This window comes from Streptomyces sp. NPDC046931 (genome assembly GCF_040644655.1).
Classification (GTDB): domain Bacteria; phylum Actinomycetota; class Actinomycetes; order Streptomycetales; family Streptomycetaceae; genus Streptomyces.
This window is the reverse complement of sequence record NZ_JBEYWX010000024.1, coordinates 14018-29269: the sequence shown is the minus strand read 5'-3', so window position 1 is coordinate 29269 and position 15252 is coordinate 14018. Positions and strand designations below refer to the sequence as shown.

Genomic DNA, 15252 nt, shown 5'->3' with positions numbered 1-15252 from the left:
CTGCCTGGGTCGTACGCAGCCCCGCGGTTCGTCGAGGAGGTATGCCAACTACCCGGCCCCTGCCGCCGATCCGTCGTCACTGGGGACATCGACGTCCGCCTCACCGCCGTGTCACGCCGGCCGACCTCCCGGCGGGGCAGGCGAACGGGATGGCACTCCCCGGATCAGTCGACCCCAGCGTTGCGCTGGTCGGCGAGGCGAACCTCCAGGTGGGGCCAGTGAGCGGTCCACCGCGTCAGATCATCCGCGGTCGGCAAGCGCTGCGAACCAAGCGACTTGACCGGCAGAAACCGCACCAGCGTCCCGGAAGTCCCGTCGGCCTCCAGAGGTGTCAGGTCAGTCACCGGAACACCGAGTTCGTAGCGCTGGGTCCAGGCTCCGTCGCGGCGGCGGTTGGTGTGGATCAGCCACTCACTGAGCGCCGCCACGACGGACATGCCGCGACGCGGATACCCGTCCGGAAGCCGCTCCGCATGCGGGGAGTCGAAGAACCGCAGATCCTTCGAGGCCATCACGGGCTTCTTCACGATCCGGCCGTGCTCATCGACGCGAGTGTCGGTGCCTCGTCCGTCATCGACCACGGACAGGGAGCCGTCGCGGTACAGAGTGATCACGCATCGTCCCCCTGCTCGACTCGCTGCTTCGTCGGCGGCATAGGCAACGACCTCGAGGAGGAGGTGCGCTGGACCCCCGGGAGCGAACTCCGCCGGCCCCTGGCGAATCCGAGCGAGATGGCCCAGGTCCACGCTACTGGCCCAATCGTGGGTGGTGTTGACCCAGGAAGCCCTTGATCCATTCATCCGGCAAGTATCCAACGTCCTGTGCCCGTTGTAGCCGTAACTCCCGGCCGGCGGCGCACCGCACGCGGTGAGTCCCGCCATCCGGGCGGGCCTTGCCGCCGGCCCGGCGCGGTGCCGGGCCGGGAGCGCGGTCAGAGCGCACACTGATGCCCTCGGAAGCAGGCGGGAGCTACTGTGGAGGACCTCAGCCTTCAGGGAGCGTGGAAAGAGGGTGGCACGGGCGGTCACGACGCTCCGCCTCAGCCGGGAGTCGTCGGCATCGCGCTCGCCGCAGTACTGACAGCCGCGTTCGCCAGTGGATCCTGGCAGTGGTTCGCCACGTACATCGGGGTGACGCTGCTCGCACTGATCTTCTGCTTTCATCGCCTGCCGGCCTGCACTCCCGGTCGGCGCGGCGCGTACCTGCTGAATCTCGCGGCGTACGCGGTGGTGGTGGGGCTGTGCGTCGCGATCGCGGTGGCTCCGATGCTTCAGCGCTGGCCGTGGTTGTTTCCCATGCCGGGCACGCGCAACGAGTGCCGGGAGCTGGGCAGGTACGAGCGCGCGGTCGTCGAGGCCTCGTTGGGAGACCTCGCCGGTCGCGAACGCACTGCTGTGGCTTACGCACAGAACATCAAGAGCCATGAGGCCGTGGCCGACTGCCTGGCGGCCACCACCACCCTGTGGCTGCCGGTGTACGGATTCGGCATGGCCGTACTGGTGGGTGTCGGCGCGTGGTCCTTCGACCGGAACCGGAACCGGAGGCGGCAGTGAGGTGTGCGCGGATACTCGAACTCCGACAACGGGCCTCGCGCGCGTACCGGGCCCTGCTGCGGGACTGGAACGAGAAACCGGGTCGACGGCGGTCCCCGCGGTGGCCGATCATGCGCATATGCCGCTGAGAGACACCCTTGCCCGAGTCGACTCAGACCTGGCCGCAGGCCGGGTCCCCGTCGCGCGCCAACGCCTGCGTGGGCTGGTGTCGTCCTTTCCGAACGACCTGATGCTTCGCCGCCGACTGGCCGAGGTGTACCGGCTGTACGGGGAGCCTGCGGAAGCGGGCCGCTGGATGTATCTCGAACAGGACCGGGACGCAGCCGAGACCTCCGCCTTCGAGGCGCGCTACCGCACAGCTCCACAGCGCATGCGGGCGCTTTCCTGGCATGGTCCCGAGTCGCTTGCCCCATCGGACTTCGCCAGAGAACAACTGGCAGCGGTACGAGCAGCCTCCTCTCGTGTCATGGGACGCCCGGTCGACTGGGACACGCTGCCATCCGGCTGTGAGGCGGACGGCAAGGGAGGCGGGTTCGCCGACTTCCTGGCGGGGGCCGGATGCCTGGTGGCGGTCCTTGCGTTCCTGGCCATCTGGGTGAACGGGCTCGTGGCCCTCTTCGAATGACTCGGGTCGCCGGGACCGCCGAAGGGTGCCCTTGGTCAGATGAGGTGCCCGGTGCGCCGTTGTCCCTGTGCGCGCGTGTACTCGGCTTCGGCGAGGACCGAGGCCATCAGCTCGGAGTCGAGGGTGGTGGCGTCGGCGAGTCGAGCGCCCGCGGCGTGGGCGTTGAGCAGGAGTTTGGTGACGCGTAGAGCGGCGGGGGAGCGGCGGAGGATGGGTTTGGCCCAGGCCGTCACCGCAGCGTCGAGTTCTTGTTCGGGTACGACGTTCTGCAGGATGGACAGGGCCTGGGCCTCGTGAGCGGTGAAAGCGCGGCTTGTGAGGACGAGTTCGCGGACGCGCGCCGCGCCTACCTCCGCGAGGAGTCTGGGGAGGAGGCCGCCCCAGGCAAGAGGCAGGCCGAGGGCGAGTTCGGGCAGCCGGAAGGTCGCGGTGTCGGCTCCGACCCGGAGGTCGCAGGCGAGGGCGAGGGCGAGGCCGGCGCCGATGGCTTTGCCCTGGATTCGTGCGATGGTCACTGCCGGGTTGTCGGTGAGGGCTTCACAGACGCGGCGGGCCTTGGTCCCGGAGATGCGGATACCGCCGCCGGTGGGGTCGTCGGCCAGTTGCTCGGTGAACTCGGTGCGGTCTCCGCCGAGGCAGAAGTCGGTGCCGGTGCCGGAGAGCACGATGACGCGGGTGCCGGGGTCCTGCTCGTCGAGGACGGCAAGGAGCTCGTCGAGCAGCGTGTCGGTGACCGTGTTGCCCTGGTCGGGCGTGTTCAGCTCGATGGACAAGACGGGCCCCTGCCGGTCGGCGCGCAGTGTCTTGAGGGTCTGAACGGTGTAGGTGGCCGAGGTCGGCAGGGCGCTCATGTCGTCACTTTCAGGGAGGTCACGCGCCGGAACACCATGCGCGGTGCGTAGCTGGGGCCGGCCGCGAGTGTGAGGGTCGGAAATCGTTTCAGCAGGTGGGTGAGCAGGGTTCGGGCTTCCAGGCGTGCAAGGCCCGCACCGAGGCAGTAGTGGGCGCCGCCGCCGAAGGTGAGGTGGGAGCCGCTGCGGAGGATGTCGAAGACGTGAGGGTTCTCGTTGCGGCGGGGGTCGTGGTTGGCGGCGCCGTACAGGACGTGAACCACCTGGTCCTTGGCGACGGGCACGCCGGCCAGGATGGTGTCGTCGGCGGCGATGCGTGAGTTGAGGTGGATGGGCGGGTCGTAGCGCAGTGCCTCGTCGATGGCGTCGTCGATGTGCTCGGGGTGGTGGCGCAGCCAGTCCCAGCGGGCCGGTTCCTTCAGGAGAAGCCAGACGGCGACGGAGAGCAGGGTCGCGGTGGTCTCCAGGGAGGCGATGGTGATGAACATCGTCAGGTAGTACAGGATGCGGTCCGCACCGGCCCGGTCGTCGGGCAGCTGGGCATCCCAGTGGCCGATCCATCCGGAGAGCGCGTCCTTGCCGGGGTGGGCGCGGCGTAGCCGGATGAGATCGGTGAAGAAGGCCCGGAGCCGGCGGGTGGCATCGGCGGAGATCGCGAGCTCGCTCTTGGTGGGCAGCAGCTCCTGGGCGTGGACCTGGCGGTGAGTGAGGTTCAGGATGTGCGGGTAGTGCTCGGCGGGGATGTCGAGCCAGTGCCCGACGGTACGGATGGGTAACTGCTCGCTGACGGTGGTGGCGAAGTCCGCTGCGCCGTGTTCCCGCATGTTCTCGGCCAGGGTGTCGAGGAGCCGTCCGACGTGGCTCGTGATGTCGGGCTGCATCTCCTCGAGGGTCCGGCGGTCGAAGAGATTGCCCAGACTGCGCCGTTGGCTGGTGTGGGCCGGGGCGTTGACGCGGGAGAGGGTGTGGCTCATCTCCTGGGTGGCAAGGGCCTGCCAGCGTTCCGGGTCGGGCTGCCGTTCCTGCCAGGCGATGTCGGGCACGAGCCAGTTCCTGCCGCGCAGGACCTGGCTGCATGCCTCGAACCCGGTGACGAAGTAGCCGCCCCACGGGGCGGGAACGACGTCGCCCATGGCGCGCAATTCGTCCCAGAGGGGCAGAGGATTGGTCTGCCCTTCCGGAGATCGCAGGCGCCGGAGGACGGAGATGACGGCCCGACGGTCGGTGGTTATGCCGCCTATGTCATCCACAGCGGTCACGCAGAGCTCCTCGTCTGGGCTGGGCGCTACCGTTACTGGCGGAACCTACCCTTCCCCCACCCGCCGGAATGCGCCGCTGCGTGTTGCTCCTGTCACATGCTGTGTGCTCTAGACGCGAAAGATATCCAGGAACGTGCTCCAGAAACCCTTCCTGGCCGACCTGGCTTGTTGACGGGGTATCGCCACGGTGGATCCGCGGGGCGGTTCCACTGCCGCCGAGCGCGTGGGCTGTGCGGGGGATTGGAGCGTGGCCATCCGCGTGCCCGGAGTCGGGGTGAAGCGGACCGGAAGAGCGGCCAGCGCCCGGTGGAAGGGACCCGGTCGCCACTCCTGCGATTCCGCCGGGGCGTCGAGGGCCAGGTCGGGCAGCGCGTTGAGGATCGCCTCGATCGCGGTCAGGGCGATCACGGTCGCCGGCGACTTCGCCGGGCAGGCGTGTGGGCCGGCACCCCAGGCGAGATGGGCTCCCTTGCTGAGGGACTGGCGGGCTTCCCTGAGGGCGGGGTCGTTGTTGGCGGCCCCGAAACTGATCACCAGCGGAGTGTTGGCCTCGACGTGGACGCCGCCGAGGTCGACGTCGTGGAGGGGGTAGTGGGTGGCGTAGTTGGCGATGGGCGGGTTGTTCCACAGGACGTGGTCAAGCGCCTCTTCGGTCAGCATGCTGCCGCCCCGGCCCGAGGGTCCGCTGGTCAGCAGCAGGAGCAAGGCGTTGCCGATGAGATTGCGCTCGGGTTCGACGCCGGCGCCCATCAGCATGACGAGCTGGTCCTTGAGTTCCTCGTCGTTGAGCCCGGCAGGGTGCTGGATGAGCCAGGAGGTGACGTCGTCGCCGGGCTCACGCCGCTTGAGACTGATCAGCTCCATGAGGCAGGCGGTGAGCTCCTCGTTGGCCCGCAGGGCGTCCCTGCCGTCGAAAATCGCGGACATCGAGCTGGTGAGCCGGTCGCCGATGCCGGCCGGGCAGCCGAAGAGCCGGTTGAACAGCAGCAGAGGCAGCAGTTTGGCGTAGTCGTGGATGAGGTCGGCCCGTCCTCGCTCGCTGAACTGGTCGATCAGAAAAGCGGCAATGGGCTCGACGTCACGGCGCAGTCTGCCGATATTGAGCCGGTCGAGGCTGTCGGTCACGGCCTTGCGCAGCCGGAGGTGGACGGCACCATCGGTGAACAGGCAGTTGGGGCGGTAGGCCATCATCGGCAGCACCGGGTTGTCCAGCGCTATGAGGCCCTCGTTGAGTGCCTTCCAGCGGCGTGGGTCCCGGCTGAAGTCCGTCGTGTTCTGCAACACCTTGAGTGCGGCCTGGTACTCGGTGACGAGTGTGGCGTCCACGCCTGGAACGAGTTCGACCGGAGCCGCGGGCCCGTGGGCGCGCATCTTGGCGTAGATGCCGTGGGGATCGGCGGCGAAGTCCTGGCCGTGCATGGGGCATCGTGCAGGCGCACCTGGTGCTGCGACTGACTGCTGGAATTCCATGAGTGTTCGGTTCCTTTGTGTTCCCGGCGTCCTTGTGGCCCGGGGCGGGGGGTGCAAAGGGGTGCGCGGGATCAGGCCGTACGGATGAGGAGGTGCCGTACAAGAGTGATCAACGCTCTGCCCGATGACTCTCGATTCCGGGCGTCGCAGTACGAGACGGGAGTATCGGGCAGGAGATCGAGCGCCTCGCGGATCTCGGCCTCGTCGTACCGGTTCTCCGGCGCGAAGCTGTTGACCGCGATGGAGTACTCGAGGCCGTACCGTTCGACCAGGTCGATCACGGGGAACGAATCGGCCAGCCGGGCGGGGTCCACGAGGATCAGCGCGCCCAGGGCGCCGCGGGCCATGTCCTCCCACAGCTGCATGAACCGCTGCTGACCGGGTGTACCGAAGAGGTACAGCACGACCTCGTCGCCCAGCGTCAGGCGCCCGAAGTCCAGGGCGACGGTGGTCGTCACCTTGTCCGGCACGCCCCGCAGATCGTCCACGTGGGTGGACGCCTGGGTCATCTTCTCCTCGGTACGCAACGGGGCGATCTCGGAGAGCGAGCCGATGAACGTCGTCTTGCCCACAGCGAAGTGCCCCACCACGAGAATCTTCGCGGTGGTCGTCACTGCGCCTGATACGTACCGGGGCTCAGGCGTAGAGAGTTTGGAGTCCATTCAGCACCTTTTCGATGAGGGCTCTGTCGGCAGCCTGGGCGGGAGGTGGCGCGGCGCGGCGCAGCAAGTGGCCTTGCTCGGCTAAGTCCGTCAGGAGTAGTCGGGCGACTCCCACCGGCAGGCCAAGGTGCGCGGCCACTTCGACCACGGCCAGGTACCCCCCCGCGCACAACTCCCAGATGGCGCGTACCTCCGGGCCGGCACCCAGCGGGGGTTCCCGGTCGGGCGCCAGGGTGACGAGCGTGTGCAGCGACAGGTCATCGGCGGAAGGCAGTCGCCTGCCGCCGGTGATGACGTAGGAGCGGACGAGTTCGCTGGAGACCGGAGCTTCCTCGCCGGGCGCCGTCATGCCTCAGCACCAGCGCTCTGCCGCGGCTGCGTGCTCAGTGCCTGCCCCAAGGCCTTGACCTGCTGCTGCATGCGGATCGACATGACCTCCATGTCGACGTCCAAAGCCGCGGAGACCGCCAAGTAGGCTCCGCTGCCCGCTGCGATCAGGAAGATCCAGCCGCCGTCGTACTCCATGAGCGTCTGCTTCCAGGTTCCCTTTCCGCCCGCCACGAAGCCGGCGACAGCCCGGCTGAGCGACTGCATCGAGCTCATCGCGGCTGCGTTGGTCTCCGCATCGTCCCGGGGGATTTCGCTGGAGCGCTCGAGGAGCAGGCCGTCGGCAGAGACGAGAATCGCATGACGGGCGCCGCGCACGTTCAGCACGTCGTTCAGCACCCAAGACAGATCGGGCTTCCCTGCGGGGTTCACTGGTCCTGAGATCCTTCCGTGGTGGTCGTGTCCCGCCCGAGGAGGGTTCCGCGCGCGAAGGCCCCGATACGCGACGCGGTCACCTCACCGTCGTGCTCCGGCTCAGGCTCGAGTTCCGGCGAAGGGGTCTGCTGTGTCACCACTGCGGCCGCTCGACGCCGCCTCGGAAGTCCGCCCGCCGTCTTTCCGACGATCGGCACCGGCGATCGCGCCGGGCCCACGCGCGGCCCAGGCGCCGATGCGTGGGTGTTCCTCACGGCCTCGGCATCGGACGCGGAGTCGGGCTCGGGTGCATCGTGGGTCAAGAGACTCTCCGGCAGGAGGATGACCGCGCGGACGCCGCCGTACGGCGAGACGGAATCGACCGAGACCTTGAAGCCGTACCGGGCGGCGAGTACTCCCGCAACGGCGAAGCCCACCCTCGGCGGGTTGCCGAGGCTGGTGATCGAGACGGGTGCCTGCGGGTTCAGCAGGGCGGCGGCGCGGTCCTTCTCCTCTTGGCTGATGCCAAGGCCGGCGTCGTCGATGATCAGGCACACACCGGTCGGAACGGCCTGGATGTTGATCTCGACGGGCGTGCCGGGCGCGCTGTAGTTGGTCGCGTTGTCCAAGAGTTCCGCGAGGACGACCGCCACGGGCTCGACGGCCGTGCTGGCGACCGCGACGTTCACCTGCGAATGGATCTGCACCCGGTCGAAGTGCTTGATGCGTCCCTGCGCGCTGCGCGCCACGTCGTACACGGAGGCAGCAGCCTCACGGCGGCCGAGCCAGCCGCCGCACAGGGCCGCGATACCTTGGGCCCGTCGGCCGAACTGGCTGTTGGTGTGGTCGATGGTCATGAAGTCGGCGAGGAGTTGCGGATCGTCGCCGTACTTCAGTCTGGCCAGGTCGCTGATGGAGCGCTGCTGTTCGTCGGCGAGGACCTGCAGGGTCCGCATCCACGCCCTGAGAACGTCTTTCGTCTCCGCTTCAGCGTCATGGCGCACCTCCGCCAAGGCCCGCTCCTGTTCGGAACGCAGACCTGCGTTCTCGATGTGGAGCCTGCGAACCTCCGTGCGGGTGCCGTGCAGGTCTGCGTTCAGGTCGGCGTTCTGCTTCCGCAGCGCCATGTTGGTTCTCCGGGCACGCATCACCGCGGCAACCGCAGCGATCAGTACAACTAGCAAGATCCACAGGAGTGGATCCCTGGTGAATGACGTCATGAGACTCTCTTCAAGTCGCATCGCGGGGGTAGGTACAGGCCGCACGGCAGTGGCCGCAGTCGCGAGCCTCGCACCGCGCTGCGGGCCTCACTCGCGGACCAACGGCTACTCCTTCGCGATGGGGCCTCGAGACTGACTTGTCCCCCGTGACGCGTACATGACGCGGCGCCAGCCTACTGTAAGTGCGATGATCTTAGCAGTGCGCAAAGTGTCAACGCCCTTTCGCTGACGCCCACTTGACACCCAGTGGAAGACTCTCTCCGTCCTCTTCCGGACCGCCTTGCCGCACGACTGCGATCGCAGCGCATCGCAGAAACGTCCCTGTGAGGTACCGCTCGGGCGACCCTTCACCCGCTGGTCGATCCTTAAGCTCGCCGACCACCTGCGTGATGTGCACGACCGCGCGATCCGGATCGGTCGTGAGGCGTTACGGGGCCCGCTCGCCCGCCGTGGTATCACGTTTCAGCGGACCAAGACGCGGAGGAGTCGCCCGATTCCGAATGCGACGACAAAGTACTGTCCCGTAAAGATCCAACTGGCCACCTCAAGCCTGAAGACCGCTGCCAACGGATCGCAGGTGGTGCGCCGGCACGTAGCCCTATGGGTTCGGCGGTATCACTGGTGCCGGCAGGTCTAGAGCACGGCCGATGGCGGAGGTGACAGGGGTGGCGTAATCGGGCAGGTGCCGGGCAGCCCAGGCGGCGACCAGTTGGAGGAAGTCGACCAGGTCGCGCTCTGCGCCAGCGAGCAGGTGACGTAGCTCCGTGACGGGTAGTTCAATCACCGCGCTGTTGTCATGCTCGGCGTCGACGGTCAATCGGACGATTCCGCCGTGCCGTTCAGCGAGCGGAGAGGGGTCGTGACCGAAGGAGGCCCAGCCCTTGCCGTCGACGACCTCAAGCCAGTCGCGCCTCTCGTCCAGCCCGCTGCAGCAGCCCGGCAGCAGCGTGGTGCCGGTTGCGGTGTCAGACATCCGCAGGCCGCCGGATGCGAAGAGGTCGTCCATGGTGAGTAGTCCGTGCAGGAAGTCCCCGAGCGGGTCGGCGGGCCTCGGTGGGCGACCGCCGTTCTCGGGATCGATGTTGTTGCAGTCGGCGATGCGCATCACCGCTGTGCCGACCTCGGCAGGATCGAGTGCGCCGCTGAGCGCCAGGAAGCCGTACGGCTCGGACTCGGCGACAGGCCAGAGGGTGAAGCCTTCGGAGGCGTAGATCTCCAGGACGGGCTGCAGAACGATCACCCGGAAAGTCTGCGGCACGCCTGCTCGCGCCGCATTGCGATTACTGCGCGACATCCTGCTGTCTCGCATTCCTACCGGCTGTCACTCCGCCGACCGAAGCTGGACCAGGCATCGATCATCCGGTCAGCGCGAGTTTGTGCAGGCGGACGATGCCGAGCACACCATGGCGGGCACCGTCGCCTTCGAGACGGCAGTCACGGAGGACCTTCCCCCTGTTCACGCGGGCGACGACGTGCTCCCCGCCCCCGAGGCCCTGGTCGCCCCACTCCACGAGGGCGGCCGTATCCGCAGGGACAAAGGCACCCGCTGAGGCGGCCGCCGCTGGGCGGCCTGACCGGCACACGGCAATCACGCTCAGCAGGCGGGAACAGTCTCACGCAGGAAGTCGGCCAGCAGGTGCGTCACGGCGGCAGGCCGCTCCAGGCTGGGGAGGTGACCGGCCCAGGACAGTTCCAGGTGCCGGGTGTCGGCGAGCAGAGCCGGCAGCTGGGCGGCGATCTGCCGAAAATCCGGCAGGTCGCGGCGGCCCGAGAGAGCCAGACAGGGTGCCTTGATCGCTGACAGGTCGATCCCCACCTCGATCCGCCCGGCCCCCTCGGGGGCGGCCAGTTGCACATCAAAGGCATGCCGTTGCATCGCGCGCACCTGCTCCCGGACAGCCTCCTCGGCGTCCGGCCCCAGCCAGGTGTCCACGTTCAGTTCCACGGCCCCCGCGATATCGCCCGCCTCGAGCAGTGCGTCCTCCCGCTCGCCGAACGTGCGCAGCTCATCGGTGGGTTCATGCCCTGGCAGCCCGGCGCACAGCAGTGCCATGGCGGATACCCTGTCCGGATGGCGTGCGGCGATCTCCACGGCAACACGTCCGCCATACGAGGAGGCGATCAGCGCGGCTTGCCCGATGCCCAGGGCGTCCAGCAGGTCCAGCACATCCTCTGCGTCGTTGTGGCGCCGGTCCGGCAAAGGAGACTGGCCGAAGCCCCGGAAGTCGCAACGAACCACCCGGTATCCGGCATCGACCAGGGCCGGCCACTGGGGATCCCACATCCTTCGGTCACACACCGCGGAGTGCAGCAACACCAGCGCCGGACCCTCCCCGGCCGCATCGTAAGCGAGAGTCATGTGGCAGACCCTAGACGATCAAGTCCGATGTATTCAGTGGCCGAAGGCCGCTGCGGCAGGTGCGGGAACATCGCACCCAGGTGCGCGTTCGCGTACCGCAGCCGGCGCGTCTCGGAGTGGAGGCCGAGCGGTGCCTGCGCGACCGCGAGGGTGACCAGGTCGGAGTCGGTCAGCCACGGTGGTCTGCCCATCCACCGATCGCTCTCCAGCTCGTCATCGATCTTCACTTACAGTGCGGTCAGCAGGCTGTCCAGGTCGTTCGTCACACAACGACCTCGGATACGCTGCTCGTGTTACCTGACGTGCCGTCAGGTGCTTTTGCTACTCGGGTCCTTCGCTCTTCCAAACTCCCGAGCGGCCAAGCCGAAGACGAGACCGCCGACCAGGAACCAGGGATTCCACAGCGCCAGCGTCCACAGCCGCTGTTCAGGGCTTACGTCTACCTCCTGGCCTGCCGGGTCGGTCAGCAGCAGCAACTCAATCGCGATGCAGCGCACCAGCAGCACAGCGCAGACACACCAGCCGAGAGCCTTGACCACCTGTCCGGCCAGGCCGCGGGGCCGTGGCCGGGCGAGAAGCCATCCCAGCACACCGCCGACAAGACACAGCACTCCCACACCCCACAAGCCAACCGCCACGAACCACGTGGGGCGTTCCTCGGCCAGGGGCCCCGCCGAGACACTCAGCCCCCGGCTGCCGCCCAGCGCCCAGTAGAAATGAAGCATGGCGAAAGTGACCGCCCAGGCACACGCGATACACCCCCACACCCCCGCCCTTGTCCTGTCCTGTCGATCTTCATGCATAGCGAGGAGCATGCCACTGCCGAGGCACGCCACCGCCGGCAGCACTGAGAAACCAGCACGCCCACCATTGAGCTAGGCACCGCATGCGATCGAGCACATCGGACTTGATCGTCCAGGCGGCGAGCGATCGCAGCACCCGTGGACTTCACCGCCGGCCGCCTCGCCAACAGGGCGAGTCTGCACTCTTGAGCTCAGCTACCGGTGCGGTGCCGGTTCTCGACGTACCGGCGTACGACGGTGATCGGCGCTCCTTGGCACGATCGGCGAAGCAGGAGCCGGACCGGAAGCGGCCGCCCCCACAGGTACCGGCGCACGCGCGTGTCGTATTCCTTGCGCGGCAGCCGGGCGGAGGCGCCTTTGAGGGAGTCGCGGTCCAGACGCCTTCAGTGATGCCGTCCGCCGCTTCGCTCAGCAGCTCCCTGCCGTCGGCTGATCGCGCCGTCGCCGCGACCGCCCGGCGTGCGTCTGGCCGCTCTCTTCGTCCGCGGCCGTGCATGATGGGGCCCGTCACCGCACGCGCACGGACGCAGGCGTGCTCTGCCGACGTGTCAAGCGGTGGCGAGTGCCTGACGTTCCTCATCGGTGAGCGGCGGATGTGCCAGTTGGGGCCTGAGCGGGCCACGGATGGCCGCTACGAGGGTGCTCGGCCGTGCGAGGGTGCGCGGGCCCGCCTCGAGGGTCATGACGTCGGTGACATCGCGGGCGACGCGACCGGAGCCGGTGGCCGTGTATATCAGCCGGTCCACGAATCGCGCTGCGGCTCTCTCCCCAAGGGTGGGGCCCTGCTGAGTGGAGCCGGGATAGAAGACGTCCGAACCGGCCGCGAAGGTCCAGGCCGTGTTGATGTGACGCGTGATGCCTTTCTGGATGCGGCGGGCGAGTCCCGGTGTGGCCCAGCCGTGGCGGCGAACGGCATGCCTGAGCGTGACGGCGCCCAGCGCGGTGACGGACATTCCGTGGCCGTAGACGGGGTTGTATGCGGCGACAGCGTCCCCGAGTACGACGAACCTCTCCGGCATGCCGGCCTTTTCGTAGAACCGTCTGCGATTCACCGTCATCCGCGTGACCTTGACATCGGTGAGGGGTGTGAGCTTCTCGATCACCTCGCCGACGATGGGGTGACGGAGTCGCAAGGCGAAGGGCAGGAAGGCGTCGTTGCTGCTGGCGGGTTCCCCGCCTCTGGTGCCGGAGAGGGTGACAAGCCAGCGGCCGTCTTCGATGGGCAGGATGACGCCGGCCTGCCCGGGGCCGTCTCCCCGGACGGTTGCCTGCACGTTGATGATGGGCCAGGCCATGCCGTGCGTCTTCTCAGGCGCGCGGTAGATCCGGCTGGCATACACCAGCCCGGAGTCGACTTCGCGGACGGCAGGTTCCTCAACGCCGAGCTCACGCAGCCACGTCGGGGTGCGGGACGCCCTGCCGCTCGCATCGAAGACCATGTCGGCGGACAGGGTCTCCTCTTCTCCGTCAGCGCGGCGGACGCGAACGCCCGTGACGGCGGCGGCGTCACCTTCCAGGCCCAGGACTTCGGTCTGCTGCATGACGGTGATGCGGCCGTGGGCGCCCGTGAGCACCTGGTCGCGGATGACCCAGTCGAGAAGGTCACGGCTGCAGCCGATCACGTAGTGGCTCTCGTTCCAGCGCCGGAACCACCCCTGTGGACTGTAGGCGACCATCCCGGTGGTCAGAGGGATCCGTCGCGCGCCGTACGCGGCAAGGATTTTGACGGTGCCCGGAAGGAGACTTTCGATGGCGTCCGCGCCCCCGGACCACAGCAGATGAACGTGGTGCGCCTGGGGCAGGCACCTTCGCGGTACGGGAGCGTCGGGCAAGGTGTCCCGTTCGACGATGACCACGTCCGCCTCGCCGGCGAGCGCCTGCGCGGCCAGCATCCCCGTCAGGCCCGCGCCGATGACGACCGCTCGCCTGGGATTTCCGGGGGAGGGCACTATATTGCTCGCGCTCATGACATCACGCTCTCTTCTTCGGCGGTCGCGGTCCGGTGAGCCGGCAGCGTGCTGGGGCCTCGGCGCAGTGCGCGGGAGATCGACACGAGATCCTGCATGCTCTCGGTCGGCAGCCGCAGTGCCTGTTCCGGGGCCCGTCGGCCGGTGGCGCGCATGTGCGAGACAGCGGCTGTGATGGTGATGGCATCCGCCACGGCCTCGGCCGTGGCGCGGTCGCATCCCGCCGCCAGGTGACGCTGCCGCAGCTCCTTGCGCAAGGCGGCGTCCATGAAGGGAGCCGCTTGCCGCAGCGCGTCACGGATCAAGGTCTGCCGCCGGGTCAGACGCAGCTCGAGCGGGGCGAACCGGCCGAGCGCCACAGGCGCGGATGCGGCAGGTACCGAGTGCAGTGCTCGGGCCAGCGGGCCCAGAGCCCGGTACTCGCGGCCGGTGGCCCAGCGATGGGACAGGCGCTCCCCGACATGAGGCAGGATGAATCCCAGCGCGATGAGCAGGCCGACCAGGGCGGCGATGAGCGGGGCGAGGTCGGTACTCATCCAGTCCAGGTCGTCACGGCCGGTCCACCGGGCGACGACAGGCGTCAGTTTCACCACGTCGTAGATCAGGTTCATGGCGTAGCCGATGCCGAGGAGCACGACGCCCTTGTGCAGCCAGCCGGTTCCCCGTACGCGGCTTTCCCAGCTCCACAGCAGGGCGGATGTGATCAGGACCGCCACCGTGTGCCCGAGGAGATACAGCACGATCATCTCGCGCATGTACGGCGTGTTGGCGTAGTAGGTGTCCAGGTCGCGCAGCCGCTCGACGTGGTGGTCGCCCAGCGCGAAGAGGATCCAGAGAGCGGAGAGGAGGGTTCCGTAGCTGCCGTACACCCAGTACCTGGCGCGGCGGATGTTCTCCGGCGGACCGCCACGCCATTTGATGATCAGTAGCAGACACGAGGCGCAGAAGCCGGTGAGCAGGCTGTAGACCCAGGGCGCCGAGAAGTTGGTGACACCCGTGATGTCGTTGACGACGGCGATGGTGGGGGGCGCGGCGAAGATGAAGACACCGCAGGCAGCCAGAAGCAGTCCGCCCACCTGGCGCAGTAGGGGATTGCGTCCCGCCCGGATCACCGCCGGGAGCTTGTAGGCGAGCGAGACGACCAGGACGACCGCCGTGATGCTGTACGGGTTGTAGGTGAGGGCGCGTACGTTCAAGGCCATCAGCCCTGTGGTCCGGGATATCCCAGCGACGCATTGATGCGGCGCGCGACGTCGTCCAGGTGGCGAACGCCGGTGTCGTCGGGTTCGGCCAGCCAGGTACGCATATGGCTGCCCAGGAGAAGGCCGAACGTCTCGGCCGCGACTTCGTCCTCTTGCTGTGAGTGGCTGCGAGCCGCGACACGACGGGCCACCTCAGGCCAGTCGACCTCCGACGCGAGAGCCGCCCGGGCCGCCACCGCCGCGCCGCCGACCTCGTGTCCGCAGTGCCCGGCGTGCATGTGCCACAGCTCGTGTCCCAGTACTACGAGCTGGTGGTCCGGGGCGAGGCCCTCCTCGACGACCACCACATCCTGTTCGGCCAGGTCGAGCCAGAGACCGGTCGTGGTGTTGGCGATCTCCTTGGGGAACTCTCGAATGTGCAGCACGACCGGTCTGCCCCGGCGGTGGCTCATGGCCGCGCACAGAGCCTCGAAGATGGTCCTAGGCTCTGCTGGGACGTCGACTTGCTGTGCGACTGCTGTGCTGAGCTCGGACATCAGC

General features: G+C 68.1%; 17 protein-coding genes and 2 pseudogenes. 3 read left to right on the top strand and 16 right to left on the bottom strand.

Features of this window, described 5'->3' with window-relative positions; all coding sequences use genetic code 11:
- Positions 1–164: 164 nt before the first annotated feature.
- A complete protein-coding gene (locus ABZ876_RS30975) occupies positions 165–614 on the bottom strand; it encodes a hypothetical protein (protein ID WP_361788136.1) in 450 nt (149 codons plus the stop codon).
- A 360-nt stretch (positions 615–974) separates the two neighbouring features.
- Here ABZ876_RS30975 and ABZ876_RS30970 point away from each other — a divergent pair, with 360 nt between their 5' ends.
- Together ABZ876_RS30970 and ABZ876_RS30965 are read left to right on the top strand one after the other, a co-directional pair.
- Positions 975–1553, top strand: coding sequence for a hypothetical protein (locus tag ABZ876_RS30970; RefSeq protein WP_361788134.1), 579 nt, complete (start codon positions 975–977; stop codon positions 1551–1553).
- A 118-nt stretch (positions 1554–1671) separates the two neighbouring features.
- Positions 1672–2178: a DUF6584 family protein gene (locus ABZ876_RS30965; RefSeq protein ID WP_361788132.1), complete on the top strand. Its 507-nt coding sequence runs from the start codon at positions 1672–1674 to the stop codon at positions 2176–2178.
- A 35-nt stretch (positions 2179–2213) separates the two neighbouring features.
- On the opposite strand, the gene ABZ876_RS30960 is transcribed toward ABZ876_RS30965, so the two are convergent.
- The 7 genes from ABZ876_RS30960 to ABZ876_RS30930 form a co-directional block, all read right to left on the bottom strand.
- Positions 2214–3029 carry an enoyl-CoA hydratase/isomerase family protein gene (locus ABZ876_RS30960; protein WP_361788130.1) on the bottom strand — a complete coding sequence of 272 codons (816 nt, stop codon included), beginning with the start codon at positions 3027–3029 and terminating at the stop codon, positions 2214–2216.
- A complete protein-coding gene (locus ABZ876_RS30955; protein WP_361788304.1) occupies positions 3026–4162 on the bottom strand; it encodes a cytochrome P450 in 1137 nt (378 codons plus the stop codon). The genes ABZ876_RS30960 and ABZ876_RS30955 overlap by 4 nt, the downstream gene beginning before the upstream one ends.
- Before the next feature lie 234 nt (positions 4163–4396).
- The gene (locus tag ABZ876_RS30950) at positions 4397–5707 is read right to left on the bottom strand and encodes a cytochrome P450 (protein ID WP_361788128.1); all 1311 of its coding nucleotides are present in this window, start codon (positions 5705–5707) and stop codon (positions 4397–4399) included.
- A gap of 122 nt (positions 5708–5829) precedes the next feature.
- Positions 5830–6420, bottom strand: a complete 591-nt coding sequence (locus tag ABZ876_RS30945; RefSeq protein ID WP_361788127.1) for an ATP/GTP-binding protein — start codon at positions 6418–6420, stop codon at positions 5830–5832.
- Positions 6395–6769 carry a DUF742 domain-containing protein gene (locus ABZ876_RS30940; RefSeq protein WP_361788125.1) on the bottom strand — a complete coding sequence of 125 codons (375 nt, stop codon included), beginning with the start codon at positions 6767–6769 and terminating at the stop codon, positions 6395–6397. Before ABZ876_RS30940 ends, ABZ876_RS30945 begins: the two co-directional genes overlap by 26 nt.
- Positions 6766–7179 (bottom strand): roadblock/LC7 domain-containing protein, encoded by a 414-nt coding sequence (locus ABZ876_RS30935; RefSeq protein WP_361788123.1) that lies wholly within the window; start codon positions 7177–7179, stop codon positions 6766–6768. Before ABZ876_RS30935 ends, ABZ876_RS30940 begins: the two co-directional genes overlap by 4 nt.
- The gene (locus ABZ876_RS30930) at positions 7176–8381 is read right to left on the bottom strand and encodes an ATP-binding protein (protein WP_361788121.1); all 1206 of its coding nucleotides are present in this window, start codon (positions 8379–8381) and stop codon (positions 7176–7178) included. Before ABZ876_RS30930 ends, ABZ876_RS30935 begins: the two co-directional genes overlap by 4 nt.
- Positions 8382–8661: 280 nt before the next feature.
- Between ABZ876_RS30930 and ABZ876_RS30925 the strand changes: the two are divergent.
- A pseudogene (locus tag ABZ876_RS30925) lies at positions 8662–8897 on the top strand (IS630 family transposase); the annotation flags it as partial.
- Positions 8898–8979: 82 nt separating this feature from the next.
- On the opposite strand, the gene ABZ876_RS30920 reads toward ABZ876_RS30925, so the two are convergent.
- The 8 genes and pseudogenes from ABZ876_RS30920 to ABZ876_RS30885 form a co-directional block, all read right to left on the bottom strand.
- Positions 8980–9621: a hypothetical protein gene (locus ABZ876_RS30920; protein WP_361788119.1), complete on the bottom strand. Its 642-nt coding sequence runs from the start codon at positions 9619–9621 to the stop codon at positions 8980–8982.
- Positions 9622–9736: 115 nt separating this feature from the next.
- A pseudogene (locus tag ABZ876_RS30915) lies at positions 9737–9859 on the bottom strand (IS5/IS1182 family transposase); the annotation flags it as partial.
- Between the two features lie 116 nt (positions 9860–9975).
- Positions 9976–10740 carry an alpha/beta hydrolase gene (locus ABZ876_RS30910; protein ID WP_361788117.1) on the bottom strand — a complete coding sequence of 255 codons (765 nt, stop codon included), beginning with the start codon at positions 10738–10740 and terminating at the stop codon, positions 9976–9978.
- A complete protein-coding gene (locus tag ABZ876_RS30905) occupies positions 10737–10967 on the bottom strand; it encodes a hypothetical protein (RefSeq protein WP_361788115.1) in 231 nt (76 codons plus the stop codon). The genes ABZ876_RS30910 and ABZ876_RS30905 overlap by 4 nt, the downstream gene beginning before the upstream one ends.
- Before the next feature lie 81 nt (positions 10968–11048).
- Entirely contained in the window at positions 11049–11465 is a 417-nt protein-coding gene (locus ABZ876_RS30900; protein WP_361788113.1) for a DUF3995 domain-containing protein, read from the bottom strand.
- A 626-nt stretch (positions 11466–12091) separates the two neighbouring features.
- Positions 12092–13510 (bottom strand): FAD-dependent monooxygenase, encoded by a 1419-nt coding sequence (locus ABZ876_RS30895; protein ID WP_361788111.1) that lies wholly within the window; start codon positions 13508–13510, stop codon positions 12092–12094.
- Positions 13507–14712 (bottom strand): MAB_1171c family putative transporter, encoded by a 1206-nt coding sequence (locus tag ABZ876_RS30890; protein WP_361788109.1) that lies wholly within the window; start codon positions 14710–14712, stop codon positions 13507–13509. Before ABZ876_RS30890 ends, ABZ876_RS30895 begins: the two co-directional genes overlap by 4 nt.
- Complete coding sequence (locus ABZ876_RS30885) at positions 14712–15248, bottom strand: toxin-antitoxin system, toxin component (RefSeq protein WP_361788302.1); 537 nt, start codon at positions 15246–15248, stop codon at positions 14712–14714. The genes ABZ876_RS30890 and ABZ876_RS30885 overlap by 1 nt, the downstream gene beginning before the upstream one ends.
- Positions 15249–15252 lie beyond the last annotated feature (4 nt).

Excerpts from the sequence above, each read along its gene's own strand:
- ABZ876_RS30945 (WP_361788127.1), bottom strand. The coding sequence starts at position 6,420 with ATGGACTCCAAACTCTCTACGCCTGAGCCCCGGTACGTATCAGGCGCA.
- ABZ876_RS30890 (WP_361788109.1), bottom strand. The coding sequence starts at position 14,712 with ATGGCCTTGAACGTACGCGCCCTCACCTACAACCCGTACAGCATCACG.
- ABZ876_RS30930 (WP_361788121.1), bottom strand. The coding sequence starts at position 8,381 with ATGACGTCATTCACCAGGGATCCACTCCTGTGGATCTTGCTAGTTGTA.
- ABZ876_RS30885 (WP_361788302.1), bottom strand. The coding sequence starts at position 15,248 with ATGTCCGAGCTCAGCACAGCAGTCGCACAGCAAGTCGACGTCCCAGCA.
- ABZ876_RS30940 (WP_361788125.1), bottom strand. The coding sequence starts at position 6,769 with ATGACGGCGCCCGGCGAGGAAGCTCCGGTCTCCAGCGAACTCGTCCGC.
- ABZ876_RS30895 (WP_361788111.1), bottom strand. The coding sequence starts at position 13,510 with ATGAGCGCGAGCAATATAGTGCCCTCCCCCGGAAATCCCAGGCGAGCG.
- ABZ876_RS30900 (WP_361788113.1), bottom strand. The coding sequence starts at position 11,465 with ATGCTTCATTTCTACTGGGCGCTGGGCGGCAGCCGGGGGCTGAGTGTC.
- ABZ876_RS30960 (WP_361788130.1), bottom strand. The coding sequence starts at position 3,029 with ATGAGCGCCCTGCCGACCTCGGCCACCTACACCGTTCAGACCCTCAAG.
- ABZ876_RS30955 (WP_361788304.1), bottom strand. The coding sequence starts at position 4,162 with ATGGGCGACGTCGTTCCCGCCCCGTGGGGCGGCTACTTCGTCACCGGG.
- ABZ876_RS30910 (WP_361788117.1), bottom strand. The coding sequence starts at position 10,740 with ATGACTCTCGCTTACGATGCGGCCGGGGAGGGTCCGGCGCTGGTGTTG.
- ABZ876_RS30950 (WP_361788128.1), bottom strand. The coding sequence starts at position 5,707 with ATGCACGGCCAGGACTTCGCCGCCGATCCCCACGGCATCTACGCCAAG.
- ABZ876_RS30965 (WP_361788132.1), top strand. The coding sequence starts at position 1,672 with ATGCCGCTGAGAGACACCCTTGCCCGAGTCGACTCAGACCTGGCCGCA.